Below are 14345 nucleotides of genomic sequence, written 5' to 3'. Positions count from 1 at the left end.
CGGTCAGTGGGGTGCTCTATGGTATTGGCCGTGGCGACAGCAACTCTCACAACCAAGCAGCGAGCAGCGCGCTCCACTGTGGTGTGGAAGGCAGTGATGGCAATCACAGGCCTCCTCATGGTGGGCTTCCTGCTCTTTCACATGTATGGCAACCTGAAGCTCTTCTCGGGCCAGGCAGCCTATGACACGTACGCAGAGCACCTGCGCACCATGCTCGAGCCGATCCTGGCCCACCGTGGCTTCCTGTGGATCGTCCGGGTCGTGATGCTCGCCGGTGTCGCGCTGCACATCATCTCCGCGATCGTGGTGACCAAGAAGTCCTTGGTGGCCGTCGGCGTCGGCAAGCGCTACGAGTCGGGCAAGAACCGCAGTGGCATGCAGCGCACCTACGCGTCCCGCACCATGCGCTGGGGCGGTGTGATCATCTTCGTGTTCGTGGTGGCTCACCTGCTGCAGTTCACCGCGACCTCGCTCCGCACCGATGCGGTCATGCAGGCCTCCGCGTATGCCCGTGTCGTGTTCGCCTTCGAGCAGTGGTGGGTCTGGCTGGCCTACCTAATCGCCCTGACCGCGGTGCTGCTGCACCTGCGCCACGGCATCTGGAGCGCCTTCACGACCATCGGTCTGCACGTCGGCCCGTCGGCACGCCGCAACCTCAACGCGCTCGCGTGGATCGTCGCCGGTGTGCTCTGGGTGGGCTTCCTCGCCCCGGTCACCTGGATCCTGATCACCCAGCCGGCGATCCCGACCGTGACGGCCTGAGGAGGACGACATGACGACTACCACTCCTGAGTCCCTCTGGCTCGAGGGCAACGACATCCACGACACCAAGGCGCCGCTGGACAGCCCCATCGAGAAGATGTGGGATCAGCGGAAGTTCAACGCCAAGCTGGTCAACCCGTCCAACCGCCGCAAGATGCACATCATCATCGTCGGCACCGGTCTGGCGGGCGGCGCCGCCGCCGCCTCGCTGGGCGAGATGGGCTACAACGTCCTGAACTTCTGCTACCAGGACAGCCCCCGGCGTGCACACTCCATCGCGGCGCAGGGCGGCATCAACGCCGCGAAGAACTACCGCAACGACGGCGACTCCGTCTACCGGCTCTTCTACGACACCGTCAAGGGCGGCGACTACCGCGCCCGTGAGACGAACGCCTACCGGCTCGCCGAGATCTCGGCGAACATCATCGACCAGTGCGTCGCGCAGGGCGTCCCGTTCGCCCGTGAGTACGGCGGCCTGCTCGACAACCGCTCGTTCGGCGGTGTGCAGGTGTCCCGTACGTTCTACGCCCGTGGCCAGACGGGTCAGCAGCTGCTGATCGGCGCCTACCAGGCGCTGGAGCGTCAGGTCGCCGCCGGCACGGTGACGATGTACTCGCGTCACGAGATGCAGGACGTCATCATCGCCGACGGTCGCGCCCGCGGCATCGTGGTGCGCAACATGGTCACCGGCGCGATCGAGACCTACTACGCCGATGTGGTCATCCTGGCCACCGGTGGCTACGGCAACGTCTTCTTCCTGTCGACGAACGCCATGGGCTCCAACGTGACCGCGGCCTGGCGTGCGCACAAGCGCGGCGCCTACTTCGGCAACCCCTGCTACACGCAGATCCACCCGACCTGCATCCCGCAGCACGGCGACTACCAGTCGAAGCTGACGCTGATGTCGGAGTCGCTGCGCAACGACGGCCGCATCTGGGTGCCCAAGAAGGCCGAGGACTGCGACAAGGATCCTCGCCAGATCGCCGAGGAGGACCGCGACTACTACCTGGAGCGGATCTACCCGTCGTTCGGCAACCTGGTGCCGCGTGACATCGCCTCCCGTCAGGCGAAGTACCGCTGCGACGAGGGCCGCGGCGTCGGCCCGGCCATCGAAGAAGTCGACCAGGTCACCGGCGAGAAGATCGTCCGCCGTCGCGGCGTCTACCTCGACTTCAGCGAGGCCATCGGACGGATGGGTCGCAAGGCGGTCGAGGCCAAGTACGGCAACCTCTTCGACATGTACGCGCAGATCACCGGCGAGAACCCGTACGAGACCCCGATGCGGATCTACCCGGCCGTCCACTACACCATGGGTGGCCTGTGGGTGGACTACGACCTCGAGACCTCGGTCCCCGGCCTGTTCTGCGCGGGCGAGGCGAACTTCTCCGACCAGGGCGCCAACCGCCTCGGCGCGTCCGCGCTGATGCAGGGCCTGGGCGACGGCTACTTCGTGCTGCCGTCGACCATCCCGAACTATCTCGCCGGTGCGCCGTTCGAGGCGATCGACGACTCGCACCCGGCGGCCCAGGAGGCCCTCGCTGCGGTCAAGGAACGCACCGAGAAGCTGCTCGCCCTCCAGGGCTCCCGCACGGTCGACAGCATCCACAAGGAGCTGGGTCGCATCATGTGGGAGTACTGCGGCATGGAGCGCACCGAGCAGGGCCTGATCACTGCCATCGGCATGATCCGCGACCTGAAGGCCGAGTTCTGGCAGAACGTGAAGGTCACCGGCGAGGGCGTCGGCCTCAACCAGGCACTGGAGCGTGCGCTCCGTCTGGCTGACTTCATCGAGCTCGGCGAGCTGATGTGTATCGACGCGCTGCAGCGTCGGGAGTCGTGTGGTGGCCACTTCCGTGCGGAGTCCCGTACCGAGGACGGCGAGGCGCTGCGCCACGACGACCAGTTCCTGTACGTCTCCGCGTGGGAGGCCGCCGGCCGGGACGGCAAGCCGGTCCTGCACCGTGAGCCGCTGGTCTACAACAACATCGAGCTGAAGACACGGAGCTACAAGTGAACGTCACGTTGCGCGTATGGCGCCAGAAGGATGCCCGCTCCACGGGCAAGATGGTCGACTACAAGCTGCAGGACATCGACGAGCACATGTCGTTCCTCGAGATGCTCGACGTTCTCAACGAGCAGCTCACCGAGAACGGCGAGGAGCCGGTGGCCTTCGACTCCGACTGCCGTGAGGGTATCTGCGGCATGTGCGGTGTCGTGATCAACGGCATCCCGCACGGGCGTGGCCAGACCACCTACCAGACCACGACCTGCCAGCTCCACATGCGGGAGTTCAAGGACGGCGATGTCATCGACGTCGAGCCGTGGCGCGCGAAGGCGTTCCCGGTGATCAAGGACCTGGTGGTCGACCGCACCGCGTTCGACCGGATCATCCAGGCCGGTGGCTACATCTCCGCCCCGACCGGCACCGCCCCGGACGCGCACGCCACCCCGGTGTCCAAGGCCGATGCCGACCGCGCCTTCGACGCGGCCACCTGCATCGGTTGTGGTGCCTGCGTCGCCGCCTGCCCGAACGGCTCGGCGATGCTCTTCACCGCGGCCAAGATCACCCACCTGGGCTCGCTGCCGCAGGGCCAGCCGGAGCGTCGCTCGCGTGCGCTCGGGATGCTCGCCCAGCACGACGCCGAGGGCTTCGGCAACTGCACCAACATCGGTGAGTGCAGCGCCGTCTGCCCGAAGGGCATCCCGCTGCAGTTCATCTCCCGTCTCAACCGCGACCTGTGGGGCGCGCTGTCGACGGTGGACGGCAAGCACCTGGGCTGACCGCCTGATCGACCTCGGTCGACCGTGATCTGGTCAGATCCGATCCGGTCACACCACGGGCCCTCGTTCCGCAGCTGCGGAACGAGGGCCCGTCGGTCTACCGTGAGGGCATGCGCATCGCCCTCGCTCAGGTGTCCTCCGGCCCGGATCCGGTCGACAATCTCGCGACCATCGGGGAGTGGACCGCGCGAGCGGCGGACGAGAACGCCGATCTGGTGGTCTTCCCCGAGGCGATGATGAAGGCGTTCGGGCGGGGTCTGCGTGACGTCGCCGAGCCGGTGGACGGTCCGTGGGCGCGGGCGGTGGCCGACCATGCAGACCGGCACGATCTGGTCGCGATGGCCGGCATGTTCACCCCGGAGGATCCCGACCGCCCGGAAGGGCGGGGGAGCGGCACGTCCACGCCGCGGATCCGCAACACCCTGCTGGTCACCGGGCGAGGGATCCACGACGGGTACGACAAGCTGCACCTGTTCGATGCGTTCGGCTTCCAGGAGTCCCGCACCGTGGCCCCCGGGATCGACCCGTGCCTGGTCAGTGTGCCGGCCCGGGTGGGCGGCGGCGCGCTCGTCGGGCTGTCGATCTGCTACGACGTACGCTTCCCCGCGCTGTTCAAGGCGCTCGCTGAAGCCGGCGCGACCGTCCAGGTGGTGGCCGCCTGTTGGCAGGACGGCCCGGGCAAGCTGGAGCAGTGGCGGCTCACCTGCCGGGCTCGGGCGGCCGACTCGACGAGCTGGGTGCTGGCCTGCGGTCAGCCGGTGCCGGAGGGCACGGCTCCGGGCACCGCCACCGGTGCTCCGCGCGGTGTCGGACACTCGATGGTGGTCGACCCCACCGGGACGGTCGTCGCCGAGCTGGGCGCGGGGCCCGACCTGCTGATCGTCGACCTCGACCCCGAGGAGGCGACCCGTACCCGCGTCGCACTGCCTGTTCTCGCTAACCGGGTCACCGAGCTGGAGCCGGTGCGCCGACTGGCCTGATCCGGACCGGCCTGATCCGGACTGGCCTGATCCGGACCGGCCTGATCCGGACCGGCCTGATCCGGACCGGCCTGATTTGGGGGGTCTCGTCGGTCTGTGGCAGAATACTCAGCTGTTGCCCGTACGCTCATGACTCCTGCCACAGGGGGATCGTTCGTGACATAGGGGCCGTCATTCATCCTGACTGCGAGGTGGCCTGTGGCACCGGCGAGGACAACATCATGAGCAAGCTGATCGCTGCGGTGGATGCCGCATCCCTCCGCGACGACGTCCCGGACTTCCGTCCCGGTGACTCCGTCAAGGTCCACGTGAAGGTGGTCGAGGGCAACCGTTCCCGTGTCCAGGTCTTCGCCGGCGTCGTGATCGCCCGTGCGGGCGGTGGCCTGCAGGAGACCTTCACGGTCCGCAAGGTGAGCTTCGGCGTGGGCGTGGAGCGTACGTTCCCCGTGCACAGCCCGATCATCGACAAGATCGAGGTCGATCGCCGCGGTGACGTGCGTCGGGCCAAGCTGTATTACCTGCGCGACCGTCGCGGCAAGGCCGCCAAGATCAAGGAAAAGCGCACCCGCTGACGCGCCTTTTCGCTGTTGTCGTTTCCCGGGCGTACGATCGCGATGACTCGTCGGCGCCCGGGAAAGGAAACAGACGACCGTGGACAACCCCCGGGAATACACCCCCACTTTCAGCGATCGGATCTGGCGGACCGTCAAGGAGGCCGTGATCATCCTGGTGGGCGCGGTGCTGGTGTCCTCGGTGCTGCAGCATTTCGTCGGGCAGATGTTTCTGATCCCCTCGGGATCGATGGAGCACACTTTGGACGTCGGCGACCGGGTCATTGCCCAGAAGGTCGTTCCGGTGCATCGGGGTGATGTCGTCGTTTTCCGGGACTCCGCGGGGTGGTTGGGCCCTGAGCCGGTCGTCAAGCGCGGTCCGGTCGGCCACGCACTGGAACTGGTCGGTGTGTTGCCCGACACCTCCCAGAACTACTTGATCAAACGCGTCATCGGCATGCCGGGCGACACCGTTGCGTGTTGTGACGCGGTCGGTCACCTCACCGTCAACGGGCAGTCCGTGGATGAGCAGGCGTATCTCTACCGGACCGAGTCCGGGGAGCAGGTCCTGCCGTCCGACATCCGGTTCCGGGTGGTGGTGCCCGCTGGTCGGATCTTCGTCATGGGTGACCACCGCAACGCCAGCGCGGACTCCCGGTGCCATCTGGCGGACGACGTGCCGGGCGAGCCGTTGGGGGCTGATGCGTTCGTGCCACTCACCGATGTTGCCGGGGTGGGGTGGGCCATTTTCGCGCCGTTCAACCGCACCAAGGTCCTGCCGAAGGCGACCGACCTCGCACAGGTCCCTGCGGCCACCACACCGGCTCCGGACCAGGCTTCGATCGAACCGGCCGGCGTCACCTGCTGATGGCCGCGTCCGCTGACCTCGAGCACGTCGACCTGTACGCGTACGAACGGGCACTGGTGGCGGAAGGGCTGGGTCCTGTCGCCGGGGCGGACGAGGCCGGCCGCGGTGCCTGTGCAGGCCCCTTGGTGGCCGCTGCCGTGGTCCTCGACGACGGTCAGGGGGCTGAGATCCCCGGGCTGCGGGACTCGAAGCTGATGACGCCGCACCAGCGTGACGTGGCGTACGACATCATCCGAGCACGAGCCGTGGCCTGGGCGGTCGTGGAGATCCCGGCCGCGGAATGCGATCGACGCGGGATCCAGCCGTCGAACCTGGAGGCCCTGCGCCGTGCTCTGCTGCGGCTGGATGTGCCGGCACACTACTGCCTCACCGACGGATTCGCGGTGGACGGTCTGGGCGTCCCCGGCCTGGCGCTGTGGAAAGGGGACCGCGTGGCGGCTTGCGTCGCGGCGGCCTCGGTGCTCGCGAAGGTCACCCGGGACCGGATCATGGTGGCGATGGATGAGGAATATCCCGGCTACGGATTCGCCCAGCACAAGGGGTACACGACCCGGGCACACCAGGAGGCCCTCGAGGAACTCGGTCCCTGCCCGCAGCACCGTATGCGTTATGACAACGTGATCCGCGCGGCTAGGCTGGCTGCACGATGAGCGCCGAGGACCTGGAACAGTACGAGAGCGATCTCGAGCTGCAGTTGTACAAGGAGTACAAGGCAGTCGTCGAGATCTTCACCTATGCCGTGGAGACCGAGCGGCGGTTCTACCTCTGCAACGCGGTGGATCTCAAGGTGCGTACCGAGGGCGGTGACGTCTACTACGAGGTCTCGATGGCGGACGCCTGGGTGTGGGACATGTATCGTCCCGCCCGTTTCGTGAAGAGCGCGAAGGTGCTGACCTTCCGCGACGTGTCGATCGAGGAGATCGACCATTCCGACCTGAGCGTGCCTCGTCCCTGAGCAGGGGGCCGTGCCGGGTCGGGGTCCGGACGTCTTTGCGGCCACGGAGATGAGCTGCGTGATCCCAGTGGCGTGACCTCGGGCTGAGTCGGGCGTGCAGTCCTGAGACGGGCGGCGGGCCTTCGGCGCTGTCCACAGGCCGGGTGATGCCCGGACGACCGTCCACAGATCGGGGGCCGTACGGCCGCCGGGTGGCCGTTCCGCCCCACCCTCCCCGTGGAGGTGTGGAACATGGATCAGCAACGTACGCAGGAGCGGCGCGCCCTGGCCGTGGCCGGTGAGGACCTGGCCGTGGCGATCCTCGAGGCGGACGGCTCGAGGATCATCGCCCGCAACTGGCGCTGCCGCGCCGGGGAGGTCGACGTCTTCGCTGTGGAGGATTCGCCCGGCGGCCCGGTTCTCGTCGTGTGTGAGGTGAAGACCCGGGTCGGCATGGATTTCGGCGACCCGCTGGAGGCGATCACGCCGTTGAAAGTCGCCCGGATGCGCGCCGTCACCGTGGATTTCCTGGCCCAGCACGGGCGCCGATATGCCGAGGTGCGGTTCGACGCGATCGGCATCGTCTTCACCGGCGACCGTCCTGCCCAGGTCACCCATCTGGCAGGTGTGGCGTGACGGGGCGCCGCGGTGCGACGGTATCGGCGCTGCCTGCACGGTCTGCCCCGACGGTGCTGCCTGTCCCGACTGCACCGCCTGCTCCTCCTGCGGTCAGCGAAACGGTGCGGGCGGACGTCGGGTTGCCGCCCGGACGGGCGCCGTCGCAGCCGCGTACCGCCACCGCCCGCTCGATCGCCCTGTTCGGGATGGACGGGCAGGAGATCGAGGTCGAGGCGATGATCGCGTCCGGCCTGCCCCGAACGACCCTGGTCGGGCTGCCCGACGCGGCGGTCTACGAGGCGAGGGATCGCTGCCGGGCCGCGGTGGCCGCGACCGGTCTGGTCTGGCCGCTGACCTCGTTGACGATCAACCTGACCCCCGCCAGTCTCCCCAAGGCGGGTTCTCATCACGATCTCGCCATCGTCGCGGCCATCCTGGCGGCGGCCGGTGTGGTGCCGGGCGAGCCGCTGGCCCGGATCGTCCTGCTGGGGGAGCTGGGGCTGGACGGCCGGGTCCGGCGGGTCCGTGGTGTGCTGCCCGCGGTGGTGGCGGCGTACGCCCTGGGACACCGGTGTGTGGTGGTGCCGGCCGGGCAGGGGCCGGAGGCGGCGTTGGTCGAGGGCATCGAGGTGCATACCGTCGCGAGCCTGCGGGAGCTGGTGGCGTTCCTGTGCGGTGACACCAGGGCGGGCCGGCGGACCGACCGCGCCCTCGTGGCGGTCGAGAAGATTGCCGCGGCTGGCGGGGCGGAGGCGTCCCTCGACGGCGCCGGACCGGAGGGGAAGCCGCCGTCCGACGAGGAACCTCCGGACTTCGCCGACGTCGTCGGGCAGGGCCAGGCGCGCTGGGCGGCGGAGGTCGCTGCGGCCGGCCGCCACCACCTGTTACTGAGTGGTCCTCCGGGGGTGGGCAAGACGCTGATCGCGTCGCGGCTTCCGGGGATCCTGCCTCCGCTGTCGGTGGCCGAGGCACTGGAGGTCGCGGCGGTCTCCTCGCTGATCGGCGAGGCGGTCGCCGGGCTGGAGCGGCGGCCGCCGTTCGCCGCTCCCCACCATGCCTGTTCGGTGGCTGCGATGGTGGGCGGGGGCTCCAAGATCGCCCGCCCGGGCGCCGTGTCGCGGGCACACGCGGGGATCCTCTTCCTCGACGAGGCGGCCGAGTTTGCGCCGGTCGTGCTGGATGCGCTGCGGACGCCGTTGGAGGCGGGGGAGGTGTCACTGTCTCGGTCCCACGGTGAGGCGCGCTACCCGGCCCGTTTCCAGCTGGTGATGGCGCTGAACCCTTGCCCGTGCGGGAACGCCGGGGTGTCGGGTCGGCAGTGTGATTGCTCGCCCACCGCCATCCGACGCTATCGAGGCCGGATCTCGGGACCGTTGCGCGATCGGGTCGACATCACCGTGATGATGTCCCCACCGCCCTCGGCCTATCTCGGCCTGGGATCCAAGCTGCCGGCGCCCGAATCATCAGCCGCGATCGCAGCCCGGGTCGCGGAGGCCAGGGAGCGTCAGCGCCGGCGACTGGCCGGCACCGGGTGGACCACCAATGGTGCAGTCGCGGGAGCGTACCTCCGCAACCACCTGCCGTTGCCCCGAGCCACGGAGAGACTCGACGACGCGATCCTGCGGGGAGAGCTGAGTAATCGAGGGGTCGAGCGGACGCTGCGGATCGCGTGGACGTTGGCCGACCTGGCCGGACACGACGTCCCCGATGAGACGGACCTCCGGATGGCCCTGGCGCTGCGTCGCGGCGAGACCGACCAGCTTCCGGGGAGCCTGTCATGAGTGCACGGACAGCAGACTGGACCACCGAGCGGGTGGCGCGATTCTCGCTGGCCCATGTCGTGGAGCCGGGCGACCCTCGGATGTGGCGCGCGGTGGCGACGCTCGGGGTGGAGGCGGCGTGGTCAGCGCTGAGATCGCCCGGATCCGACAGCAGGTGGCGGCAGCGGGCCGCAGTGTTCGATCCGGAGGCGGCGATCCGGCTGACCGAGAGGTCAGGGGCACGGTTCGTGATCCCGGGCGATCCGGAGTGGCCCGAGCAGTTGGATGCGCTGGCCTGCTGCGAGCCGGTCCAGGAGCGGATGGGCGTCCCGGTCGGGCTGTGGGTGCGGGGGGCGGCAATGCTGAGCGACGTGGCCCGGGCCTCGGTGGCGATGGTCGGGTCCCGTGCCTCGACGAGCTACGGCGAGCATGTGGCGCTGGACCTTGCGCACAACCTGGTGCGGGAGCAGATCCCGATCATCTCCGGGGCGGCGTACGGCATCGACGCGGCAGCCCACCGCGGTGCGCTCGCGGTGGGGGAGATCGGCGGGGACGCGGTGACCGCGGCGGTCCTGGCGTGCGGCGTCGACCAGATCTATCCGAGCGCCCACGCCAACCTCTACGAGGCGATCGCGGCGCGGGGGGTGCTAGTGTCGGAGCTACCACCGGGGGAGCACCCGACCCGGCTGCGCTTCCTGACGCGCAACCGACTGATCGCTGCGTTGTCGCGGGCGACGATCATCGTGGAGGCGGCCTATCGCTCCGGCGCCCGCAACACGGTGACCTGGGCGGCCGCTTGTGGTCGGCCGGTGATGGCGGTCCCCGGTTCGGTGACGTCCGGGCTGTCCACCACCCCGAACCGACTGATCCGTGATCACGAGGCGGAGCTCGTCTCCAGCACTGAGGACATTCTGGCGTTGCTCTCTCCGGTCGGCCAGGACACCCTGATCGGCCACGAAGAGCCGGCGACGACAGTGGACCGGCTGGGAGAGACCGAGCTCCTCGTGCTCGAGGCGATGCCCGGGCGAGGGACGCTGGGGCTGGACGAACTCTCGATCCGGGCGGCGCTGCCGGTGCCGCGTTGCCTGGTCGAGCTCGAGGAACTGGCGGCGAAAGGTCTGGTCCGGGAACGGGAGGCGGGGCTGTGGCAGCTGACCCGCCGGCACCTGGACCAACGCTGAGGCCTCGGTCGCCAACAGTGCCCCGCCGCGGAGGCGACGGGGCACTGCAGGGGACGAATCGGCTTTCGGAAGGCCAGCCCGTGGTGGGGGCCGCCGGTCGGAAGGGGAGGTCAGGACGTCAGAGGACGTCGGTGTACTCCGGGTGCAGGTCCACGAAGTGCTTGGCCAGGGGACACTTGGGGTCCACGACCATGCCGCGGATGCGGGCGTTGTCGAAAGCGAAGCGGGTGAGCTGGTGGGCGATGCCCTGGCCCCTGAGATCCCGGATGGTCTCGGTGTGTTCGATGACCATCTTGTTGCCGGACAGGCTGTAGGCGAGTGTCCCGACGACCTGGCCGTCGATCTGTGCCTCGAACCGGTTGTCCTCGACCTGGTGAAGGAATGTTGACATATATTCACTGCTCCGTCGCTCGAAAGGGATGGAAACGTATGCGAGTCGGCGCTGGCGGCAGCGTTCCACTGGAAGAGTAGTCAGCCGGCCCCTCCTTTCCAACTGCCCTGGTGGGAGCCGGGTCGGCGTCCACGCCTGCGGTCCGCCTCGCCGGGTTGGGTACCGTTGCGGCATGGAAAACGGCTTCAGTACTCGGGCCATCCGCGCCGGCCAGACCCCCGATCCGGTCACCGGCGCCGTCGTGCCGCCGCTCTACCTCACGTCGACGTTCGTCCAGGACGGTGTGGGGCGAATGCGTGGCGAGTACGAGTACTCCCGCGCCGGCAACCCCACCCGCACCGCTGCCGCCACCCAGCTCGCGGCGCTGGAGCAGGGGACGTACGGCTACATCACCGGGTCGGGCATGTCGGCGATCGACCTCGTTCTGCGTACGGCGCTGCGCCCGACCGGCCGGGTCATCCTCGGCCGGGACGCGTACGGCGGCACCACCCGCCTGCTCACCCGGGTGCTCGACTCCTGGGGGATCGAGACGGTCATCGCCGACCCGTGCGAGCCGGGTGTGCTCGACGAGGCGCTCCGTCGGCCGGCCCCCGGCGGTCAGCTGGTCTGGGTCGAGACGCCGTCCAACCCGCTGCTGCACGTCTGCGACATCGCCGCGGTGAGCGCACTGGCCCACGCGTACGACGCGCGGGTGTGCGTCGACAACACCTTCGCCTCCCCCTACCTGCAGAACCCGCTGACGCTCGGGGCGGACATCGTGGTGCACTCGACCACCAAGTACCTTGGCGGTCACTCCGACCTGGTCGGCGGCGCGATCGTCGTCGATGACGGGGAACTCGCCGAGCAACTGGCGTTCCACCAGAACGCCGCCGGCTACGTGTCCTCGCCGTTCGACGCCTGGCTGCTGATGCGGGGCATGAAGACCCTTGCGGTCCGGATGGATCGGCATTGCGCCAATGCTCGGGCGGTCGCCGCGTTCCTCGACGGGCATCCGCGGGTGTCGCGGGTGCACTACCCGGGCCTCGAGTCGCACCCCGGCCACGCCGTCGCTGCCCAGCAGATGCGTGACTTCGGCGGGATGGTGTCCTTCACCGTCGCCGGGGGCCGTGAGGAGTCGATCCGGGTGGCCTCCGCGACCTCGGTGTTCCTGCTCGCCGAGTCGTTGGGCGGTGTGGAGTCCCTGGTGGAGCACCCGGCGGCGATGACCCATGCCTCGGTGGAGGGCACCGCCTCCGCGGTCCCGGACGACCTGCTGCGGTTGTCGGTGGGCATCGAGGACGTCGACGACCTGATCGCCGACCTGGAACGCGCCCTCGGCTGATCGAGAAATCGGCTGATCGAAAGGTCGAGACACCGCGGAACGACATCGGCCCCGCGCAGCGCTGCTGCACGGGGCCGGTGGTGCGCGATCACCTGTAGGCGATGCGCTCCCAGGTGAGGACGTCGTGGTCGGCCGACGGGTGCACGGTCACCTTGAGCCAGTCCTTGTTGTTGGTGGAGCCGTCCACGGTCACTCGGGTCAGGTTGTCCGCGGTGCCGGTGACTCCGTACGTCGACAGCCACCGCGACCCCGCAGCCAGGGGCTTGTCGGAGTTGAAGACGTGGGAGTCACCGTTGAAGAGGTAGACCTCACCCTCGAACGCGGCGGAACGGTCGACCAGGTGCTGCACCAGCGGCTGGAAGGCCGAGATGTCCTTCCAGGTGGGCGTGTAGGTGGGGTCGAACATGTCGGCCTGGAGCATCACCGCAACGGCGTGGTGGTGGTTCTTCTCGGCGTCGGCGAAGGCCGTGTCGATGACCGCGAGGGCGTTCGCGGTGCGGGCCTGCTCCTCGGCGAGCTGTGCCTGGTTCGGCGTCGTCTGGCCGATCCCGGACCACGGCAGGGTGGCGTTGTTGCTGCCGATGATGTTCACCGCAGCCACGTCGAGGCCGGCACGCTCGTAGTTCACGTTCTCGGGGAAGCCGGCAGCGCGCTGCGAATCGATCGGCACCGCGCGGCCGTTGGTGCGGCCCGGGTCGGAGAAGAAGATCGAGCGGATCGTGGCGAGACGCTCCAGCGGGTCGTAGCCACCGTTGTTCTGACGGTGACAGTCGGTCCATTCGTTGTCACCGGTCACGTAGACCAGCGGATCCTGGAAACGGTCGAAGTCGGCCTTGATCTGCTCGAAGTACGAGGTGTCGCACCGGCTGGACCCGTCCTTGATGTCGCCCACGTGGGTGACGAATCGGACGTCGGGATCGGCGTTGATCTGGTCGATCCAGGACGGGAAGGCGGCGATCTGGGCCTGGCCGTACGGCACGTCGCCGATCACGGCCATGGTGTAGTCCTGCCCCTGCCCGCGATGCTGGCCAGGATTCGTGGCAGGAGCGGCGAAGGCCTGGGGAGAGGCGGCGAGAAGGGCGGCGGCACTGAGGGCGATGCCGAGGCGGCGTACGCGCATGGAGGGACCTTTCGTGGGACGAGCGGGAGCCTGCTGTCGCCGGTACGGGGCCTGCGGCACTGCCGTCGTGGCCGCGGACCGACCTCCTGATCCCACCGCCGCGCCGGTCGCTGCCGCCACCGGGATCGCCTGAATTCGGCGTGAACGCTCGGCGTCGCGTCGGGCGGTCAGCCATGGCGCGGGTGGCCCGGACACCGGGCGGTACTCTGCAGGCATGGGCGACGTCCGATGGCTGCATCCCGGAGACCGATTGTTGTCGACCGATCCCCTGACCTGGAGTTTCCGTGACCTGTGCCAGGCCGCGGCAATGCTCGACACCGACGAACGGATGGTCGCCCATCTCACTGATCATGCCAGCCGCCCGGAGGTCCGCAAGCGGCTGCGGGTCCTGCTGCGGCTCATCGACGACGAGGGCGAGGCCGCCCCGTTCAGCCAGGTGTCCCGGCGGTTGCTGACGACCATGGTCCAGGACTGAGATGCCGGCCATGGCGAGCTGGTGGCCCTGGCTGATCGGGGTGGCGGTGGTGATCGGGCTCGTGGTGATCGCCTCCCCACCCCTCTCTCGCCGCGGTCGGGATCGTCTGGACCCTACCGAGGAGCGCGAGCTCGACGAGATGTTCGCCCGGGTCGACGCCGAGACCGACGAGATGGCCTCCGCCCGCCGGTTGCTCGCCATGGTCGAGCAGCTGTCCGCCCGTGCGGTGCCGCTGCGCGCGATGCAACCGGCTGCCAGGTCCTCCGTCGGGCGGATGGTCTTCGCCGACTCGACCGTGCTGGTGATCGCCCCGCTGACCTCGGAGCCTCTCGCGGACGGTCTCGCCACCACCGTCGCTCTCACCCGTGCCGTCACCGCCGGACACGTGGTCGTCGGATCGTACGAGTCTGACCCCCGGGGCGTGCGGGTGGTGCTGCAGTGGGCGTCGGGATCTGCCGGGGTCCGGGTGATCGGCTTCGACCAGCCCGATTGACACCCGGCAAGTGTCCGGAGGAGAGGCAATTGCCTGTCCGGAGGGGGAATTGCCCGAAGGGCCGAGAGCCCCACGACGGAGGGCACGAGGCATCGGGCGTCGCCCGGACG

The 14345-nt window shown here is 69.0% G+C and carries 16 protein-coding genes; 14 read left to right on the top strand and 2 right to left on the bottom strand.

Going from position 1 to position 14345, the window contains the following annotated elements:
• The first annotated feature begins 18 nt into the window (after positions 1–18).
• The 11 genes from R0146_RS14515 to dprA all read left to right on the top strand — a co-directional run bounded on the left by R0146_RS14515 (position 19) and on the right by dprA (position 10435).
• The gene (locus R0146_RS14515) at positions 19–762 is read left to right on the top strand and encodes a succinate dehydrogenase cytochrome b subunit (protein ID WP_317690569.1); all 744 of its coding nucleotides are present in this window, start codon (positions 19–21) and stop codon (positions 760–762) included.
• Positions 763–772: 10 nt separating this feature from the next.
• Entirely contained in the window at positions 773–2776 is a 2004-nt protein-coding gene (locus tag R0146_RS14510) for a fumarate reductase/succinate dehydrogenase flavoprotein subunit (RefSeq protein ID WP_317690568.1), read from the top strand.
• Positions 2773–3543: a succinate dehydrogenase/fumarate reductase iron-sulfur subunit gene (locus R0146_RS14505; protein ID WP_317690567.1), complete on the top strand. Its 771-nt coding sequence runs from the start codon at positions 2773–2775 to the stop codon at positions 3541–3543. The genes R0146_RS14510 and R0146_RS14505 overlap by 4 nt, the downstream gene beginning before the upstream one ends.
• 110 nt (positions 3544–3653) lie before the next feature.
• Positions 3654–4523: a carbon-nitrogen hydrolase family protein gene (locus R0146_RS14500; protein ID WP_317690566.1), complete on the top strand. Its 870-nt coding sequence runs from the start codon at positions 3654–3656 to the stop codon at positions 4521–4523.
• 221 nt (positions 4524–4744) lie between these two features.
• The gene (gene rplS, locus R0146_RS14495; RefSeq protein ID WP_317690565.1) at positions 4745–5095 is read left to right on the top strand and encodes a 50S ribosomal protein L19; all 351 of its coding nucleotides are present in this window, start codon (positions 4745–4747) and stop codon (positions 5093–5095) included.
• A 79-nt stretch (positions 5096–5174) separates the two neighbouring features.
• Entirely contained in the window at positions 5175–5942 is a 768-nt protein-coding gene (gene lepB, locus R0146_RS14490) for a signal peptidase I (protein WP_317690564.1), read from the top strand.
• The gene (locus R0146_RS14485) at positions 5942–6592 is read left to right on the top strand and encodes a ribonuclease HII (protein ID WP_317690563.1); all 651 of its coding nucleotides are present in this window, start codon (positions 5942–5944) and stop codon (positions 6590–6592) included. Before lepB ends, R0146_RS14485 begins: the two co-directional genes overlap by 1 nt.
• Entirely contained in the window at positions 6589–6897 is a 309-nt protein-coding gene (locus R0146_RS14480) for a DUF2469 domain-containing protein (protein WP_317690562.1), read from the top strand. The genes R0146_RS14485 and R0146_RS14480 overlap by 4 nt, the downstream gene beginning before the upstream one ends.
• Positions 6898–7128: 231 nt before the next feature.
• Positions 7129–7512 (top strand): YraN family protein, encoded by a 384-nt coding sequence (locus R0146_RS14475; protein ID WP_317690561.1) that lies wholly within the window; start codon positions 7129–7131, stop codon positions 7510–7512.
• Between the two features lie 179 nt (positions 7513–7691).
• Positions 7692–9275, top strand: a complete 1584-nt coding sequence (locus tag R0146_RS14470) for a YifB family Mg chelatase-like AAA ATPase (protein ID WP_317692422.1) — start codon at positions 7692–7694, stop codon at positions 9273–9275.
• Positions 9272–10435 (top strand): DNA-processing protein DprA, encoded by a 1164-nt coding sequence (gene dprA / locus R0146_RS14465; RefSeq protein ID WP_317690560.1) that lies wholly within the window; start codon positions 9272–9274, stop codon positions 10433–10435. The genes R0146_RS14470 and dprA overlap by 4 nt, the downstream gene beginning before the upstream one ends.
• A 118-nt stretch (positions 10436–10553) precedes the next feature.
• Here dprA and R0146_RS14460 read toward each other — a convergent pair whose 3' ends face one another.
• Positions 10554–11000, bottom strand: coding sequence for a GNAT family N-acetyltransferase (locus R0146_RS14460; RefSeq protein ID WP_317690559.1), 447 nt, complete (start codon positions 10998–11000; stop codon positions 10554–10556).
• Between R0146_RS14460 and R0146_RS14455 the strand changes: the two genes are divergently transcribed.
• Positions 10999–12147, top strand: a complete 1149-nt coding sequence (locus R0146_RS14455; RefSeq protein ID WP_317690557.1) for a cystathionine gamma-synthase — start codon at positions 10999–11001, stop codon at positions 12145–12147. The two genes, R0146_RS14460 and R0146_RS14455, sit on opposite strands and share 2 nt — an antisense overlap.
• Positions 12148–12235: 88 nt before the next feature.
• Here R0146_RS14455 and R0146_RS14450 read toward each other — a convergent pair whose 3' ends face one another.
• Complete coding sequence (locus R0146_RS14450; RefSeq protein WP_317690556.1) at positions 12236–13267, bottom strand: metallophosphoesterase; 1032 nt, start codon at positions 13265–13267, stop codon at positions 12236–12238.
• A 214-nt stretch (positions 13268–13481) separates the two neighbouring features.
• Between R0146_RS14450 and R0146_RS14445 the strand changes: the two genes are divergently transcribed.
• Positions 13482–13742, top strand: coding sequence for a hypothetical protein (locus tag R0146_RS14445; RefSeq protein WP_317690554.1), 261 nt, complete (start codon positions 13482–13484; stop codon positions 13740–13742).
• A 10-nt stretch (positions 13743–13752) separates the two neighbouring features.
• Positions 13753–14235, top strand: coding sequence for a hypothetical protein (locus tag R0146_RS14440; RefSeq protein WP_317690553.1), 483 nt, complete (start codon positions 13753–13755; stop codon positions 14233–14235).
• Positions 14236–14345: the final 110 nt, after the last annotated feature.

The sequence above is a fragment of the Raineyella sp. LH-20 genome (assembly GCF_033110965.1).
Lineage (GTDB): Bacteria > Actinomycetota > Actinomycetes > Propionibacteriales > Propionibacteriaceae > Raineyella.
The sequence above is the reverse complement of the archived record's forward strand: the minus strand, read 5'-3'. Positions and strand labels throughout refer to the sequence as shown.